This is a genomic window from Roseibium sp. ROS1 (genome assembly GCF_054658215.1).
Map to the genome: position 1 here is coordinate 372569 of NZ_BAAGIG010000004.1, position 13541 is coordinate 386109.

The 13541-nt window shown below is 61.0% G+C and carries 13 protein-coding genes; 3 read left to right on the plus strand and 10 right to left on the minus strand.

The window, feature by feature from the left end; genetic code table 11:
* Positions 1–3: 3 nt before the first annotated feature.
* Together phnH and phnG are read right to left on the minus strand one after the other, a co-directional pair.
* Positions 4–630, minus strand: coding sequence for a phosphonate C-P lyase system protein PhnH (gene phnH / locus ACYQ6M_RS24490; RefSeq protein WP_460076120.1), 627 nt, complete (start codon positions 628–630; stop codon positions 4–6).
* Positions 630–1115: a phosphonate C-P lyase system protein PhnG gene (gene phnG, locus ACYQ6M_RS24495; protein ID WP_460076122.1), complete on the minus strand. Its 486-nt coding sequence runs from the start codon at positions 1113–1115 to the stop codon at positions 630–632. The genes phnH and phnG overlap by 1 nt, the downstream gene beginning before the upstream one ends.
* A 132-nt stretch (positions 1116–1247) precedes the next feature.
* Between phnG and phnF the strand changes: the two genes are divergently transcribed.
* Positions 1248–1988 (plus strand): phosphonate metabolism transcriptional regulator PhnF, encoded by a 741-nt coding sequence (phnF, locus tag ACYQ6M_RS24500; protein WP_023002654.1) that lies wholly within the window; start codon positions 1248–1250, stop codon positions 1986–1988.
* Positions 1989–2048: 60 nt separating this feature from the next.
* Here the strand turns inward: phnF and ACYQ6M_RS24505 are convergent, their stop codons facing one another.
* Positions 2049–3104, minus strand: a complete 1056-nt coding sequence (locus tag ACYQ6M_RS24505) for an AraC family transcriptional regulator (RefSeq protein ID WP_460076125.1) — start codon at positions 3102–3104, stop codon at positions 2049–2051.
* Positions 3105–3160: 56 nt separating this feature from the next.
* On the opposite strand from ACYQ6M_RS24505, the gene ACYQ6M_RS24510 reads away from it, so the two are divergent.
* Complete coding sequence (locus ACYQ6M_RS24510; RefSeq protein ID WP_168687362.1) at positions 3161–3469, plus strand: DUF1330 domain-containing protein; 309 nt, start codon at positions 3161–3163, stop codon at positions 3467–3469.
* A 40-nt stretch (positions 3470–3509) separates the two neighbouring features.
* Here the strand turns inward: ACYQ6M_RS24510 and ACYQ6M_RS24515 are convergent, their stop codons facing one another.
* Entirely contained in the window at positions 3510–4043 is a 534-nt protein-coding gene (locus ACYQ6M_RS24515; protein WP_460076127.1) for a hypothetical protein, read from the minus strand.
* Between the two features lie 341 nt (positions 4044–4384).
* On the opposite strand from ACYQ6M_RS24515, the gene ACYQ6M_RS24520 reads away from it, so the two are divergent.
* The gene (locus tag ACYQ6M_RS24520; RefSeq protein WP_460076129.1) at positions 4385–5119 is read left to right on the plus strand and encodes a Stf0 family sulfotransferase; all 735 of its coding nucleotides are present in this window, start codon (positions 4385–4387) and stop codon (positions 5117–5119) included.
* A gap of 113 nt (positions 5120–5232) precedes the next feature.
* Here the strand turns inward: ACYQ6M_RS24520 and ACYQ6M_RS24525 are convergent, their stop codons facing one another.
* The 6 genes from ACYQ6M_RS24525 to ACYQ6M_RS24550 form a co-directional block, all read right to left on the minus strand.
* Positions 5233–6780, minus strand: a complete 1548-nt coding sequence (locus ACYQ6M_RS24525) for a permease (RefSeq protein ID WP_460076131.1) — start codon at positions 6778–6780, stop codon at positions 5233–5235.
* Entirely contained in the window at positions 6777–7568 is a 792-nt protein-coding gene (locus tag ACYQ6M_RS24530; protein ID WP_023002660.1) for an ABC transporter ATP-binding protein, read from the minus strand. Before ACYQ6M_RS24530 ends, ACYQ6M_RS24525 begins: the two co-directional genes overlap by 4 nt.
* 125 nt (positions 7569–7693) lie before the next feature.
* A complete protein-coding gene (locus ACYQ6M_RS24535; protein WP_460076133.1) occupies positions 7694–8521 on the minus strand; it encodes a hypothetical protein in 828 nt (275 codons plus the stop codon).
* Between the two features lie 71 nt (positions 8522–8592).
* On the minus strand, positions 8593–9441 hold the full coding sequence (locus tag ACYQ6M_RS24540) for a hypothetical protein (protein ID WP_139314088.1): 849 nt from the start codon (positions 9439–9441) through the stop codon (positions 8593–8595).
* Between the two features lie 444 nt (positions 9442–9885).
* Positions 9886–11979 (minus strand): ATP-dependent nuclease, encoded by a 2094-nt coding sequence (locus tag ACYQ6M_RS24545; RefSeq protein ID WP_460076136.1) that lies wholly within the window; start codon positions 11977–11979, stop codon positions 9886–9888.
* A 444-nt stretch (positions 11980–12423) separates the two neighbouring features.
* Positions 12424–13491: a linear amide C-N hydrolase gene (locus ACYQ6M_RS24550; RefSeq protein ID WP_460076138.1), complete on the minus strand. Its 1068-nt coding sequence runs from the start codon at positions 13489–13491 to the stop codon at positions 12424–12426.
* Positions 13492–13541 lie beyond the last annotated feature (50 nt).

The window sequence follows — 13541 nt, forward strand, 5'->3', positions numbered from 1 at the left end:
GGATCAGGCCTCCGCTTTGAGGATGCGGGTGGAACGGGGCAGGGCAGACAGCACATCCTGTCCGGCAAAGACCAGATCGATACCCCGTGGAAACTGGCGGTTGTTGGCAATCACCTGGTCCCAGAACACTGGCGGAACCGGACCGGTGCCAAAGGAAACGGTGTCCTTGATGCCCGGGCCGCTAAAGGAGACGGCCGGATGGGACCCGAAGTCCTGACCGGTCAGGATCACCGTTGTCGACCGGTCCGGATATTCGGCCGATCCCTGGTTGAAACTTGCCAGCGGGATCATGCTCACCGGTGCACTGACCAGCGCAAAGGCCGCTTCCACCGGTTCGGTGACGATCGGGCAGCCGGTGTGGAAGCGCAGAAAGGTCTTCACGGCGTCCGACGTCATCAGAGGCTTGTCGAGCCAGATCGGCGTGTCGTAGTCGAACAAGGTCAGGGCAATGGCGGCGGCCACCTGCGTCAGCGGTGCGGGCGGCTTCAGACTGCCGGCGGAAATCGCCTGCCGCGTACCCGGCCGGGCCATGGCATTCATGATCGCTCGAAAGCAGCCCTGCGCATCGTGAACCGGGTCCTGAAATCCTGCGGCCAGCGGGGCGGCGGCGGTCTGTTGTGCTGCGCTCATCAGTTGTCTCCCCGCACCATGGTGAAGAAGTTGACCTTGGTGGCCTCGGTTTCCTCGCGAACGGTTTCCTGCGTGCCTGCCTGGGCTTCGGCCAGCGGCGCGATGATGTCCGTCTCGATGCGCTCCTGCATTGCAGGGCGTTGCCACAAAGCGTCGATCACGGCGGACTGCAGCGCTTTCTGCTTGTTGCGGCCAAGGCTGTAGGCATTGCCGGTTTCACCGGTTTCCAGGCGAACAACGCAGCGAGTGACGGTGACCTCGCCCAGGTTGAACGGACTGCCGGTGCCGCCCATGCGGCCGCGCACCATCACCAGTCCGGTTTCGGGCTGGCGCACCAGCTCGTAGCTTTGCGGCGGAAGTGCGCTGAATTTTTCCGCGACGGCCTCGGCGGAGGCTGCGGCCAGTGTCGCGATCACCTTCTGACGGGCGCCCACGGCTGCGCCGGGTTGGGTGTCTGGGGAGGCGGATGAGGTAATGTCTGTCATGAAGCGCGCCTTTTGGGTTGGGCGGTTCTTCGGAAAGCGTTTGAAAACGCCCTTGTCCTAGACTTGATTTGTCTATTTGTCTAGACAAATAATCCGGTTGACTCTTTGGTACCGAAATTTGATGACGGGCTCATGACGACGAACAGCACTCTCGACCGTAGCGCCGGAATTGCGGTGTGGCGCCAGATCATGGAAACGCTGAAGGCGGAAATCGTGAGCGGGGCCTTTGAAAAAGGCAGCCGCCTGCCTCCGGAATCCGAGCTTGCAAGCCGGTTCGGCGTCAACCGCCACACGGTCCGCCGGGCGATCGCCGCGCTGACGTCGGATGGTATTCTGCGGGCCGACCAGGGCCGTGGCACCTTTGTTGCCTCAGCCCCGCTCAGCTATCCCATCGGGCCACGCACGCGCTTTTCGGAAATCGTTTCCGGCCAGCTTCGGGCACCGTCCGGACGGTTGATCGGCTCGGCTGTCGAGGAAGCCGACGCCCTTCTGGCGCATCAGCTTGGCGTGCCGCTCGGAACGCTGCTCATTCGCGTGGAAACCCTGCGCGTTGCCGACGGTGTGCCGATGATCGCGGCCACAAGCTGGTTCGAACAGTCCCGCGTGCCCAATTTCGTCGCCGATTATGCCGACACCGGATCAATCACCGCGGCTTTGCAACGCGCCGGCATTTCCGATTACCGCCGCAAGGAAACGCGCATCACGGCCGAGCTGGTGGAAAACCGCGATGCCCAGCAGCTTGGTCTGGCGCTGGGCCAGCCGGTGATGGTGATGGAAAGCGTCAACCTGGACATGACCGGCAAGCCCCTGCAATACACCCGTGCCCGCGTGGCGGCCGACCGCATGCAGCTGGTGGTCAGCGGCGAGGTTTAGACGCTCGCTTTGATGCGAGGTTGGTTCGTCTTTTTCGCCCGGTGAGCCATGCCCGCAGGATCAGCCAATCCGCCGCCAGGCGCCGGGTGACATGCCCGCCATCTTCTTGAATGCGCGGGAAAACGCCGCTTCCGACCGGTAGCCCACGCTCCAGGCGATTTCCGCAATTGAAGACCTGCTGTCCCGCAATTGTCGCGCCGCGAGCTGCAGGCGCCAGGACGTCACATATTGCATCGGTCCCTGACCCATTTTTCCGGCAAACCGTTCGGTCAGCACCGTACGAGAGGTGTTGATCTGCCGGGCAAGGCGTTCCAGCGTCCAGTCCGATGCCGGGTCGGCGTGTATGGCGGTGATCGCGGCACCGGCGACCGGGTCGGTGAGGGCGCCGAGCCAGCCTTCGCTCGCCGGGGCCTGCGACAGCACATGGCGACGAAGCGTTTCGATGAAGATCAGTTCGCACAGATGCAGGCGTACACTGCGGCTGCCGGGCTGGTCTGACTGTATTTCTGCCCGGGCTATGTCGATCAGCCTTTGCAGACTGTCATCAGTCCTTTCGGATGGCGAGACAAGAAGCCGGCGTTCGAGCCTTGCAAGCAGCGGGTTGAAGGGTCTTGCGTCGCAGGCGAGGAACCCGCACAGGAACAAGGCCCGCGGGTCTCCGCCACCGCCTTCCGGAACGATGCTCGGCAAGCGTCCGGCGGCAAGGTTTTCGAAAAAGTCGACGACCTCGTCCGCACTGAACTCGGGAGGCGTTCCAGCTGCGCTTTCCATCCGGTACCCATCACCCTGCGGGAAGACGAGAACGTCACCCCGGTTGAACCGGATGGGCGCCTCGCCCGGTATGGAGGCCAGGCCTGAGCCTTCCAGGACGACATGATAGGACAGCACGTGCTGCCCGGGATCTGCAAGGATCGCGCGGTAGGCATTCGTGTGGGGAATATCGACACACCAGGGGTCGCTGGCATCCACCAGGAACATCAGCGCACCGGTCAGGCGCACGAGGTTCAGAACGTCGGCGAGTGGATCCTGTGCCGGTCCAGACCCGGCAGGGGTTGCCGTTTCCCGCGCGGATGCGGGGGCAGAACTTGCGGACGGTGGAGCATGGAGCCGGGACATGTCCGAGTTTAGCATTTCCAGCCGCAGGTAAGAAATCAACGGAAGGACACTTCGCCATGGCAGCATTCGTGTTTTTCGACGTCAGGGAAATCCACGATCCGGAACTCCTGGGTGCCTATCGCGCCAAGGTCTTTGAGACCGTGGAACACTTTGGCGGGCGCTACCGTGTTCTCGGCGACATGGATAGCGTTCTGGAAGGTGACTGGACGCCCAATATCCCGGTGCTGATCGAGTTTCCCGACAGCCAGACTGCCCGAGCCTGGTATGAGTCCGATCTTTATGCCCCGCTGAAGAAAGACAGGATTGCCGCAGCCCGGTGTGACGGCGTTCTGTTGGGCGGGTTCGAGCATGGTCCGGGCACTTGAGGAAACAAGCGCCCGTGACGGGTGCGTGGCCGACGCTCGATCAGGATTCCGGCAAAGTGGCCGGGTCGAAGTCGCACATCTCGGCGGCCTTGGCGAGGCTCTCGCTGAAGCCGGCCGGCGAGAAGCGGCCGTAGAGCCATGTTTCGCCCAGGCTTTCGCGCTCGACGGAAATGTCGATCGTCGTCTGCGCATCTGCCACCGCGGTAACCATGTCCTTCACGAAGCCGGAGGTCATCGAGATCTGGTAAGGGTCCTGCATGCCGACGGGAAACATCTCACCTCCCAGCCAGGAATCTTCCTCGTCGATGGTGATTTCAACCAGGTCGGTCTCGGCCCAGGGGTCTTCTTCGTTTTCGGTGTAGGGCGCATATTCGTATGTGAAATCCGCATTATAGCCTTTGACGTCGAAGCTGAACTGCAACGAGCCGGAGGTGTCGCGCACCGGGGCGTTGTTATAGACAAGGCAGGTGCTGCCGATCCTGGCGGCTTCCCAATCGCCGCTGCTGAACGGCGCGGCAGCCGCACCTGTTGCCGGCAGCAAGGCCAGTACCGAGACAAAAGCTCTGAAATTCATTCCAAAATACCTCAAATGCATATTGATATGCGGACACCGGCCCCTCGCGCGGCGGTAAGCTCTGCGCACGCTCGAACCTTTGCCGTTTCCGGCAACGCGGCGCATGCACATTGCCGACTAGACGCGAATTTGCTTAAGGACAGGTTCAGTAAACTGTATGTCCGGCTTCTGAGCACGCAGGAGGCGGTAAACGGCTTGCTGTCTCTTGCGGGCAGGGGAAAGGCTCCTCCGGTATTTCCTGCCTGCCGTTTCAAGGCGATGTGTCGGAACGCCTGTTGACCCGCAAATCCAGGCGGCCCAAGCTTGCGGTTGCCAACATTTCTCCCGGGCGAGGTACCTTTGTGACAGCCCCACACCGCCTTGCGTGCGACACGATCGTTTTTGCGTCCACCCAGAGAACGGGCAGCACGGCGCTGGCAACAACGCTGAGTGCGTCGAAGGTGACCCGGCAAAGCTACGAGTGGTTCGGGCAGGGGCATTTCGACAAGAAGATCAGGCACTTCCTGCCGGAGTTTCACGATCTGCCCGCAACGGCAGAAGAGCTGAAGCGCTATGTGCGGGCGATCCGGCATTTTGACGCCGGTTCGGGTCTGCCGGTCTCGCTGATGCTGCACAATTATCAGTTCGACCTGCTGCGGGAACTCGGCGTGACGAGGCTTGAGGAGCTCTTCGGCGACTGCCTCTACGTCTACAATCACCGGGGCGACATCTACTATCAGGCCGTATCGCTTCACATTGCCATCCAGACCCAGCAATGGGTTTCCGCGCAGGAGCGTATCGCCGAGCCCAGCTACGATTTTGAAAGCATCGACAGGCTTGTGAACTGGATTTCGCAGGACTGCGAAAGCTGGCTGGCCTATTTCAGACAGAACGGCATCGTGCCGTTCCATGCCGCCTATGAGCGCTTCGCCCAGGATCCCCATGCGGCAACACAGCTCCTGCTGGACTGGCTGGGCATGCCCGACCAGGCTATCGAAACGACTTCACTGCAACGCCAGGCGAGCGGCCTGAACACGGATTTCTATCATCGATATCTTGCCGAATGCGGCACCCGTAGAGCTTCACGGGATCCTTGAGCGAACTTGCGTGGGCGTTGTTCCGGCGGTCGATTTGCCCCTCGCACCGCCTCATAGGCAGGTTGGCTGGCGATATTTCAGTCAACAGCCACTTGCTTGAAGTGCGGTGCCCCTCAGGCGCTTGCGCTGTGTTTCGGGCGGATGCTCCAGGAGATCCCGAGCACACTCAGGAGCAGGAAGACCGGGAGGATCGCCAGCGGGCTTGCCGCCGCGACGAGGGCCGTCCCGGCCGCGCAGGCAATGGATGCGGCGGCCTCCGCAAGCGTGGAGGCCTTGGAAGCGACCTGACGGCGCCGGAAGGTTGTGCGCTTGGCCTGCGCCCGGAACCAGAGTTGAACAAGCACTGCGCTTGCTGCCGCGGTCATGGCGCCGGCAGCGGTGATGACAGCGCCCCAGAGCGATATGAGCGCCAGACCCAGGGAGATCGGCAGCACGATTGCTGCGATAATCGTCAGCACCGACAGCACTTTCGCCCACAGGCGTGTGAACGCAGAGATGGGGGCAGTTGCAATCAGGTCGGGTGCGTCCTCACCGGAGATGGTCAGCCAGGCGAGGCCGCCGGCAAGCTGTCCAACCGCCATGACGACAACCGGCGCGACGATCACGGAAATCTCGGTTTTCTCGCCAAAGCTGACCCAGAGCATGACTGCCGGCGGAATGAGATAGAGAACCTGCATCAGCGTCTGGGATATCAGCCAGGGATCCCGGGCGATGAGCTTGAGTTCCTTCAAGACGACCGCGCCGAGCGGCGAATAACTGCGAAAGGTCCGCTCGGAAGCGCGGCTGCGCGGGGTCTTTTCCGTTACGCCAAGTGCGAGCACGACAATGCTGCGGAACTGGACCGCGCCGCGCCAGGCCCCGACTGCAAAAAACACGACGGAAACCGCCAGGAACAGGAACACGGCATTGGTCTGTCCGGCCACCGTGTGGGCGAGGAACCACCACGGCGAGCCCTCACCCGGCGCATGGCTTGCCAGAAAAGCAGGATCGAACAGCGTGAACCGCGACATCGACCCGAAGGACAGGATCGCCACCACCTGCATCCCGATGAGGAAGGCCGCGCCAACGACCGCTGCCAGAATTTGTGCGTAGAAGCGCGTGCGTTGCGCGCCAACCGTTCGGAACAGCGCGAGCGTGATCAAAACGCCTGCCCCGGTCGCGTTCAGCGATACCGCCAGAAGAACCACATATCCCGCCAGCCAGTGCTCCCCGCCAAGCACCACCGCAACGTTGAGGAACGGTGAGATGACCAGCGCCGACATGGCCCAGCTCGTCAAGGCCATCATGACGATGCGCACGAGAAACAGGTCACGTGAGGGGGCAGGGGAAGACAGGATCAGGTCCAGGTCATCCCTTGCGTAGAACGCACGGGTTACCGACTCCATCGCCTGTGACAGCATCATGGTGAAGCTGAGCAGCACCGTGACCGAAAGCGCTGCCTGTGCTGTCTGGTCAAGAACAAACCCGGTGGCAAAGCGGGGGGAAAGCACCGCGTAGGCAATCAGGTGCATGACCGCGTAGAAGATGCTCATGCCGATCAGGGCGCGCCGCAGGCTCGTGCTGCGCCAGCCTGAAAACATCCAGGCCCAGTCGCGCCATGCCAGCCGCAATTCATGGCGGGAGAAACGTATCAGGGCGGAAGGGGCCGCCAACGCTCTCATGCCACCTTCTCATCAAGGAGTTCGGCCGTGTTCGCATGTGCGCCGGCATCGCCGCCCACGATTTCCAGGAAAATATCCTCCAGGGAATGGCCGCCGGCGCTTGCCCGTTGGCGCAGCTCTTCCAGCGTTCCTTCGGCAACAAGCTGTCCGCGGGCGATAATGCCGATCCGATCGGCCATGCGCTCCGCCACCTCCAGGATATGGGTCGTCATGATGATCGACACGCCCTGCGCGACAAGCCCGGTCAGCACCTTCTTCACCTGGCGGGCAGAGCCTGCATCAAGGCCGGTGAGCGGTTCGTCGAGGATGATCAGGCGCGGTTCGTGGATCAGGGCACCGGCAAGCGCCACCTTCTGGCGCATGCCTTTCGAGAACCCGCCGCAGCGCTCATTGGCATGGGGGGCAAGCCCGAAGGCGTCCAGAAGGCTGTCGGCCTTGAACCTTGCAAGGTCCGGCTGCATGCTCCAGAGGCCTGCCACGAACTCGAGATATTCAAGCGGCGTCAGCTTGTCGTAGACCATGGGTTCGTCCGGAACCCAGGCCAGAACCTGCTTGGCGGCAATCGGATCCGCAAACGCATCGATGCCGCAGACCCTGACCGCCCCCGCATCGGCCTGAAGCAGGCCGGCGACCATGCGCAGTGTGGTGGTTTTGCCCGCACCATTGGGGCCCAGCAAGGCGTAGAATTCGCCTTCCCGCACCTTCAACGAGAGATCGTTGACCGCGGGTTCGCTGAAACGCTTGTGAAGATTGAGAATTTCGAGTGCGGCGTTACTGGAAGACGGCATCACTTTCTCGTCTCTGGAAGGTTTTCTCCAGTCTACCGATGGGACCTTTCGTTAATGTAAAATCCGGTCATTTCTCCAGGGCAGAAGTATCAGGGGCAAAAAAGAGAGTTGGAAGACCGGTTCGCCTAGTTCGGGATGGAGCCCGTGATGAGTCGTTCGACTTCGGCCCGTTGGTCTGCGGTGTAGATGGCGCCCGGCGTCACCTTGAAGCCAGGGGTTAGGTTCAGGCGTGCGACAAACGCCTCGACCGCGACGTCCGCCACCTCCCGGGCGGGTTCCGCTCCGCTTGGCAGACCGTCCGCGACCGGGGCGTCTGAGGAAAGGGTGGTTGCGGCCAGGGCATGCAGAACCTCGGGCGCGTCAATCAGGGGCGAGGCCTTCAGCATGAAGACGAGACTGTCCGGCTCTGCCTCGGGGATTTGCCTCAGGAGGCTGGTTCGCGCTTCATCGTCCCCCAAGGCCGAAAGCGCCAGCCGGGCTGCCAGGGCTGCGGGGGCCGTGGGCTCCTGTGGTTGTGCCTTGACCAGGCGTGTGCCGGAAAGGTGAGCTTCAAGCGCCTCTTCCGCTCCGGGTGCCAGTGCCCCCAGCAGCAAAACGCCGCCTTCCACGTCCGGCGCTTTCAGCGCTGCTAATACTTCGGTTTGAAGCTGCTCGGCGACGGGGCCAGACGGTGGGCCATTGGCCAGCACGACTTTCAGCGCTGCGGCGCTGGCGCGCGCGCGCAGGTCCGGGTCGGCATCACCGATATAGGGCAAGACGGGCGCCAAGGCGTCTGCACCGCCGACGGCGGACAGCAGATCCACCAAGGCCGATTTTTCCCCGGTGGTCTTCGCCGCAGCCAGGCGCGCGGCCAGGGGAGCGACGGCGGCCTGGCCTGCCTCCACCACAGCCTCCGGAGAGCCTCCGGCCAGCGCGGTATCGATCTCTGCCTCAAGGTTCATGTCGTCTGCCATTGTGCTTCCTGCAAGCCAGGTGAACAGAAACGCCCCTGCGATGCATCCGGCCAGGTTGCGGTGTCGAACCATCATGTGCCCGACGGATTGATGATGTTGGCCTGGGCGCGCGAAATCAGCTGCCCCGTTCGCACCGCGCCACTGGCGATCAGGTGCGTTGCGGTTCCGCTGTGCGGGCCGATGCCACGCAGGTGAATGGTCTCGTGTGCCAGGGTTTCGGCATGGGTCGAGCCGGTGATCGTATCTTGCATCAGGCAGTTCTTCTCGGCGGCCAGGGTTCCGGCCCGGGTGTTGTTGACCGCAGGCGTCGCATCCTGCTCATACTGCCACACAAAGAAGACATTGAAATCCGCGGCAGCATCGGCAAAGGCCGTGACATCGTCCCATTCATGTTCGGCGGCCGCAACGCCCGCCAGATGGCTGGAAAACCGTACCGTGGCGCCCAGGTTCTGTGGAACCGTTATCGTGCGTGCGCTCTTTCTGTACATCCGCACGTTGGCCTGGGTGTCCAGCAACCGGTTGACGCCCCGTATCAGGGCGTTGAGGTCACCCATGTTGCGGTTGGTCTTGTGGCCGGCGTTGTCCTTCACATAGTGAAACGCCGTGTTGATCTTGACCTCGGTCTTGACCGAGATTTCCAGAATGTCGCTGTTGGGAACAGGCCCCGCAAACCCGGCGTTCGGCACAAAGCGGACAAACCCCTTGCCGGCCTTGAGGCCCTTGAGCGTCAGATGGTGTTCGGCGCCGACACGGCGATAGGTGACCCTGGCAATGTCGTTGGGGGTCAATTCGGGAATAAGGGCACCTGCCCCCCGCACCACAATCGTGCGCTCCCACCCCCTCGGCACCATTTGCCACTTGGGCGAGGCCGTGGCGTCAAAGCCGAACATGGCGATACGAGGTGCGAAGGTAATTGGCATACGTCAGGTTCCAGATCGACTGTCGCGCCTTGAATGCCTTCAGCAGGCACATCTTTCTTTTGCTTTGAATCGCACAAGAAATGGCACGTCACAGGGCTTTGTATGACAAGTAACTGCTCTGGATAGTGAGCCGATGTGTGTGGTAATGCAAGAATTAACGTAAGGGAAGATGAGGAAATTTTATTGTTTGGTTCCAGTGAAACGGTAAGCCGAGGGGCCTTTGCCGACTGGCAGATTTTGGGGGAGGGAGCGGACGGTCGGCTCTTGGAAAATCGATTACCTAAGCCGACATCCGTTAGGTCAATTTCTGCGGTAGCTATCGGCCCTAAGCGGAAGTTCGACGGCGCGTGGAGATGCTGCAACGCGGCCCACCGAACCGGCCATTCGCCCACAAGGACTTCGAGGTGCACTACGGTTGGCGCCGTTTGACGGGCGGGGGGCTGATTACTCTGGAGTGAATGCATCGAACAGCGTGACCCAGCGTTCGACAATGTCGTCTGGAATCGCCGCTAAGCCTTTGTTCAACAATCTCTGCTTGACCTTCACGGCGAGAGTCACCTTCCAGCCGTCTTCAAGGGTAACGCCTTCGCGTTTCGCCCACGCTTCTAACTGACCCACGAAAGGCTCGCCGACCGTGATGACATCGGCCAGCCGCGTGTCGGGCTCACGTTCCAGCCGGTCCATTTCTTCAGCCATGATGTCGAACGGCATCAGGTCTTCGATTTCGCAGTTGTCATAGCCGACGAAATCGCGAACATTCAGAACCTTGTCTGGGGTTTCCTTGTACAAGCCTGACTTCAGATTTCCGATCATCTGGCGACCGGGGCCATCGTCATCCAGCAGCATCATCGGAAGCACTTCGTCGCGGCCTGTCAGGATGCCGGCAACTACCCGTGCCGTCTTGGTCCCGCCGGAAGGCGGAAAGACCAGTTCACGCTTCGGCTTGATCTTCCCTCCCGACACCAGCAGGGCCTTGATTGCCGTCAGGTAGTGCTGGTCAGAAGGCCCTTCCACAAGTACCGGCTGGCACCCGACAAGCAGGCTTTCTGCAACGCTCAAGTTCAGCGCGGAATGCACCGCATACGCAGCCCCGGCCTGTTCGTCCTTGCCTTCGCTGTGGCGCAGGTTCGGCGTCGCCTTCGTAGTCCCGTCTTCGGCAACGTAAACCTTTCGCGCGCGCTCAAGACGGTCGGCATCGACCAAGAATGGCGAATGCGATGTGTACATGATCTGGTTGGTGCCAGACAGGCTTTCAAAGAAGGCTGAAAGGTCGCGCTGCGCAAGCGGGTGAAGCGACACACCGGGTTCGTCCAGCAGCAGGATTGCACGTTTATGGCTGCCTTGGCTTTCGACCAGAAAAACGAGGTAGAAGCTTAGGAACCATTGTAGGCCGGTGCTGCGGTTTTCCAGTTCAACTTCAGTCGGCCTGCGGTCATCGGCCACCCAGATACGGAAATGGTTGCCATCCGCCTCGAACCTGAAGCGGTAGTCTCCCTGCTTCCACCATTCCTTGAACTTCGTTGTCAAGATCGTACCTGCGGACTGAAGCAAAATCGAACGCGTTCGCTTCTTTTCAGCGATTTCAGCGATTTCTTCTGCCGTGGGTTCTCTGTCCTGGCTATTCGCCTCTTTGAAGTCCCGACCGAGTTCAAGGATTTCCTTGGCTTGCAATCGGACAAAGCTGAACAGCACTCGCAGCGTGCGCGCTTTTGCGGCTTCCTTTGCTCCAAGGTCTTCCCGCGCAAGGTTGTGGACTACATGAGGAAGGTAGATTTCGGAGTCCAGATTTCCGTAGTTCGAATAGTAGACGAACGGGGGCATCGCCTCCACCACAGCGTCGACCACCCCTTCACGTCCACCCGGCGCGGTGGCGGTCATCGCCACCAATTTGGCTATCAATTCTTGGATCAGCTGCTTGACCATAGGAACGATCACGCTTGTCTCCGCCGGTTCCTCTGGGACAAGCGCTTTCACTGATGCAATGACGGCTTTAAGTGCCGGTGCTCTAAGTTCGTCGTCCTCCGGCAGCTTCTCGGCGACATCGGCCAGCCCGTCAGCCAACTGCGTGTTCAGTTCACCTTCTTTCTTCAGCACCTGTCCGGCTCGAACCTTGTCGGCCACTTCGGTGATCGTCTTCGCCAACTCACCACGATTTGCAGTTCTCTTGATGGAGTGCTTCGGGAAGCTGACCGAGTAATTTCCGTCGAAGTACCGAGTAACCTCAACCGTCGACGCGATGTCTTCAGCCAAACCGGCCTGTTCGGCGATGCCCTTTGCAGCTCCGCCTGTCTCAAATTCCGCTTGGATGAAGTGGTAGTCGCCAGGTGCGTCTCTAATTTCCCCAAATTTCGTCTTTGGGTAATCCGAGGTCGGTTGAATTTCGCCGTCGCGCGCTGGCTTCAATTTCCAGAGCGGCAGCAGCAAGTTCGTTTTGCCAGACTCGTTGACGCCAATCAGCGCCGTCACATCGTCGACGTCGAGCCAGCCGCTGTCATCAACTGAACGGAAGTCCGTTACCCTGAACCGAGTAAGCTTCATCCAAATTGTCTCCTATAATGTCGGTGCATACTAGGAGTTGCGCCAGGTGGTGGCAATGGCACAGCATCTGCACAATCTGCCAGCCTAGAGGCTATTCGCCTGCTAGTAACCGACATCGCGAGTGACCTCGGTTGGTAGGCCCGAAGTCGCCGAACCGGCAATAAGCACTGCCGTCCCGTCCGCATCGATGCTACTGACGATGCCATAAAGTATCATATGCCTACCGTCGCCTATAAGGGTGGTACCAACCTGCCCAGATAGCAACGGCGAATGATGTGAGTGTCCGATTTCGCGAAATGTACAAGAACACGCTGCACTGCAGCGAATGCCCGCTCCCCGCCCTCTATGAGCCTTCATGCGTAGCGCAACGAACTGCGGCTATGCGATCGGACCGAAAACCAGTGATAGTCCGCCTTGGCGACGCATAGCCGCCCTTCCCGCGTCCTACCGCCCCAGAAACCGGAACGGTTCTGCTTCCTGGAAGTGCGCGTTGGCCATGCCGGAGTAGATGTTGGTCTGGTTGGGGCCGAGGTCGAGTTTGATGACCTTGCCGGTTTCCGGTGAAAAGTCGGCCTGGCTGAAGTCGATCCAGAAGATGTTCGGGGTCACCACGGATTCGAAGAAGTAGAGCTTGCGCTTCTGGTCGGCGACGGTGCGCCAGCGGGTGGAGGAGATGTTCGGCTGGTCGGGCGTGGTGATGCCGAGCGGCACGGAGACATTGCGGATGACGCCGAAGACGCTGGCAATCGTCTCGACCGGGCTTTCGGTTCTCGGGATGGCGTCGACATAGAACGATGCGCGGGCAAAGCGGTCCGCCGCACGGTTGGTGCCCGGCAGCATGACGGTGCCGCCGATTTCCTTCCAGTACTGGTTCAGGGCCAACTGCTCTTCGAAGGTCGGCGAGTTGGTCATCACCTGGTAGGCGCGGCTGTGGTGGATCACCTGCTTGCCGTCGATATATTCCACGATGGCGCTGTCGCCGCTTGCATCCGACAGGGACAGGTGCAGAGTGGCGAGGCGTTCTTCGCCTGGAACATTGTCGCTGAAGAGGGTGAAGGGTTCGGCCTCCAGCGCGCGGACGGCCTCTTCAACGGTCGCGAAATTGTCGAGCACATATTGCGCCCAGGCGGCGATCGTCAGGCCGGGTTTGGAGCTGTCGTATTCTGGATACTCGGATTCCACCAGCCACAGCACATTGGCGACAAGCCCGGCTTCGTTCATGCCGTCGGTCGTTGAAATGTCGTAGCCGGAGGCAATGACGCTGCCGTATTTCGAGGTCCATTCCAGGGAGTTTTCACCGGCCTCGCCGTTGCGTTTCATGCCGCGCGGGAACAGCCAGAGGTTCGTGCCGACATCGGTTTTCCAGTCCATCGAGCGGGCGGTGATCACCTGCTCGCTGGCACCCAGATAGACCACCCGGGTGCAGGCATCCGCAAGGCGTGGCGCCAGCAGGCCAGACGAGGCGATGGCCAATGCGCAGGCTGCCGTTATCGTGGTCTTGCCGATCTTCATGCGCCGTCTCCTTGCGGTTTGCCGATGGGGTGCCGAGTCGCTCCCGGCAC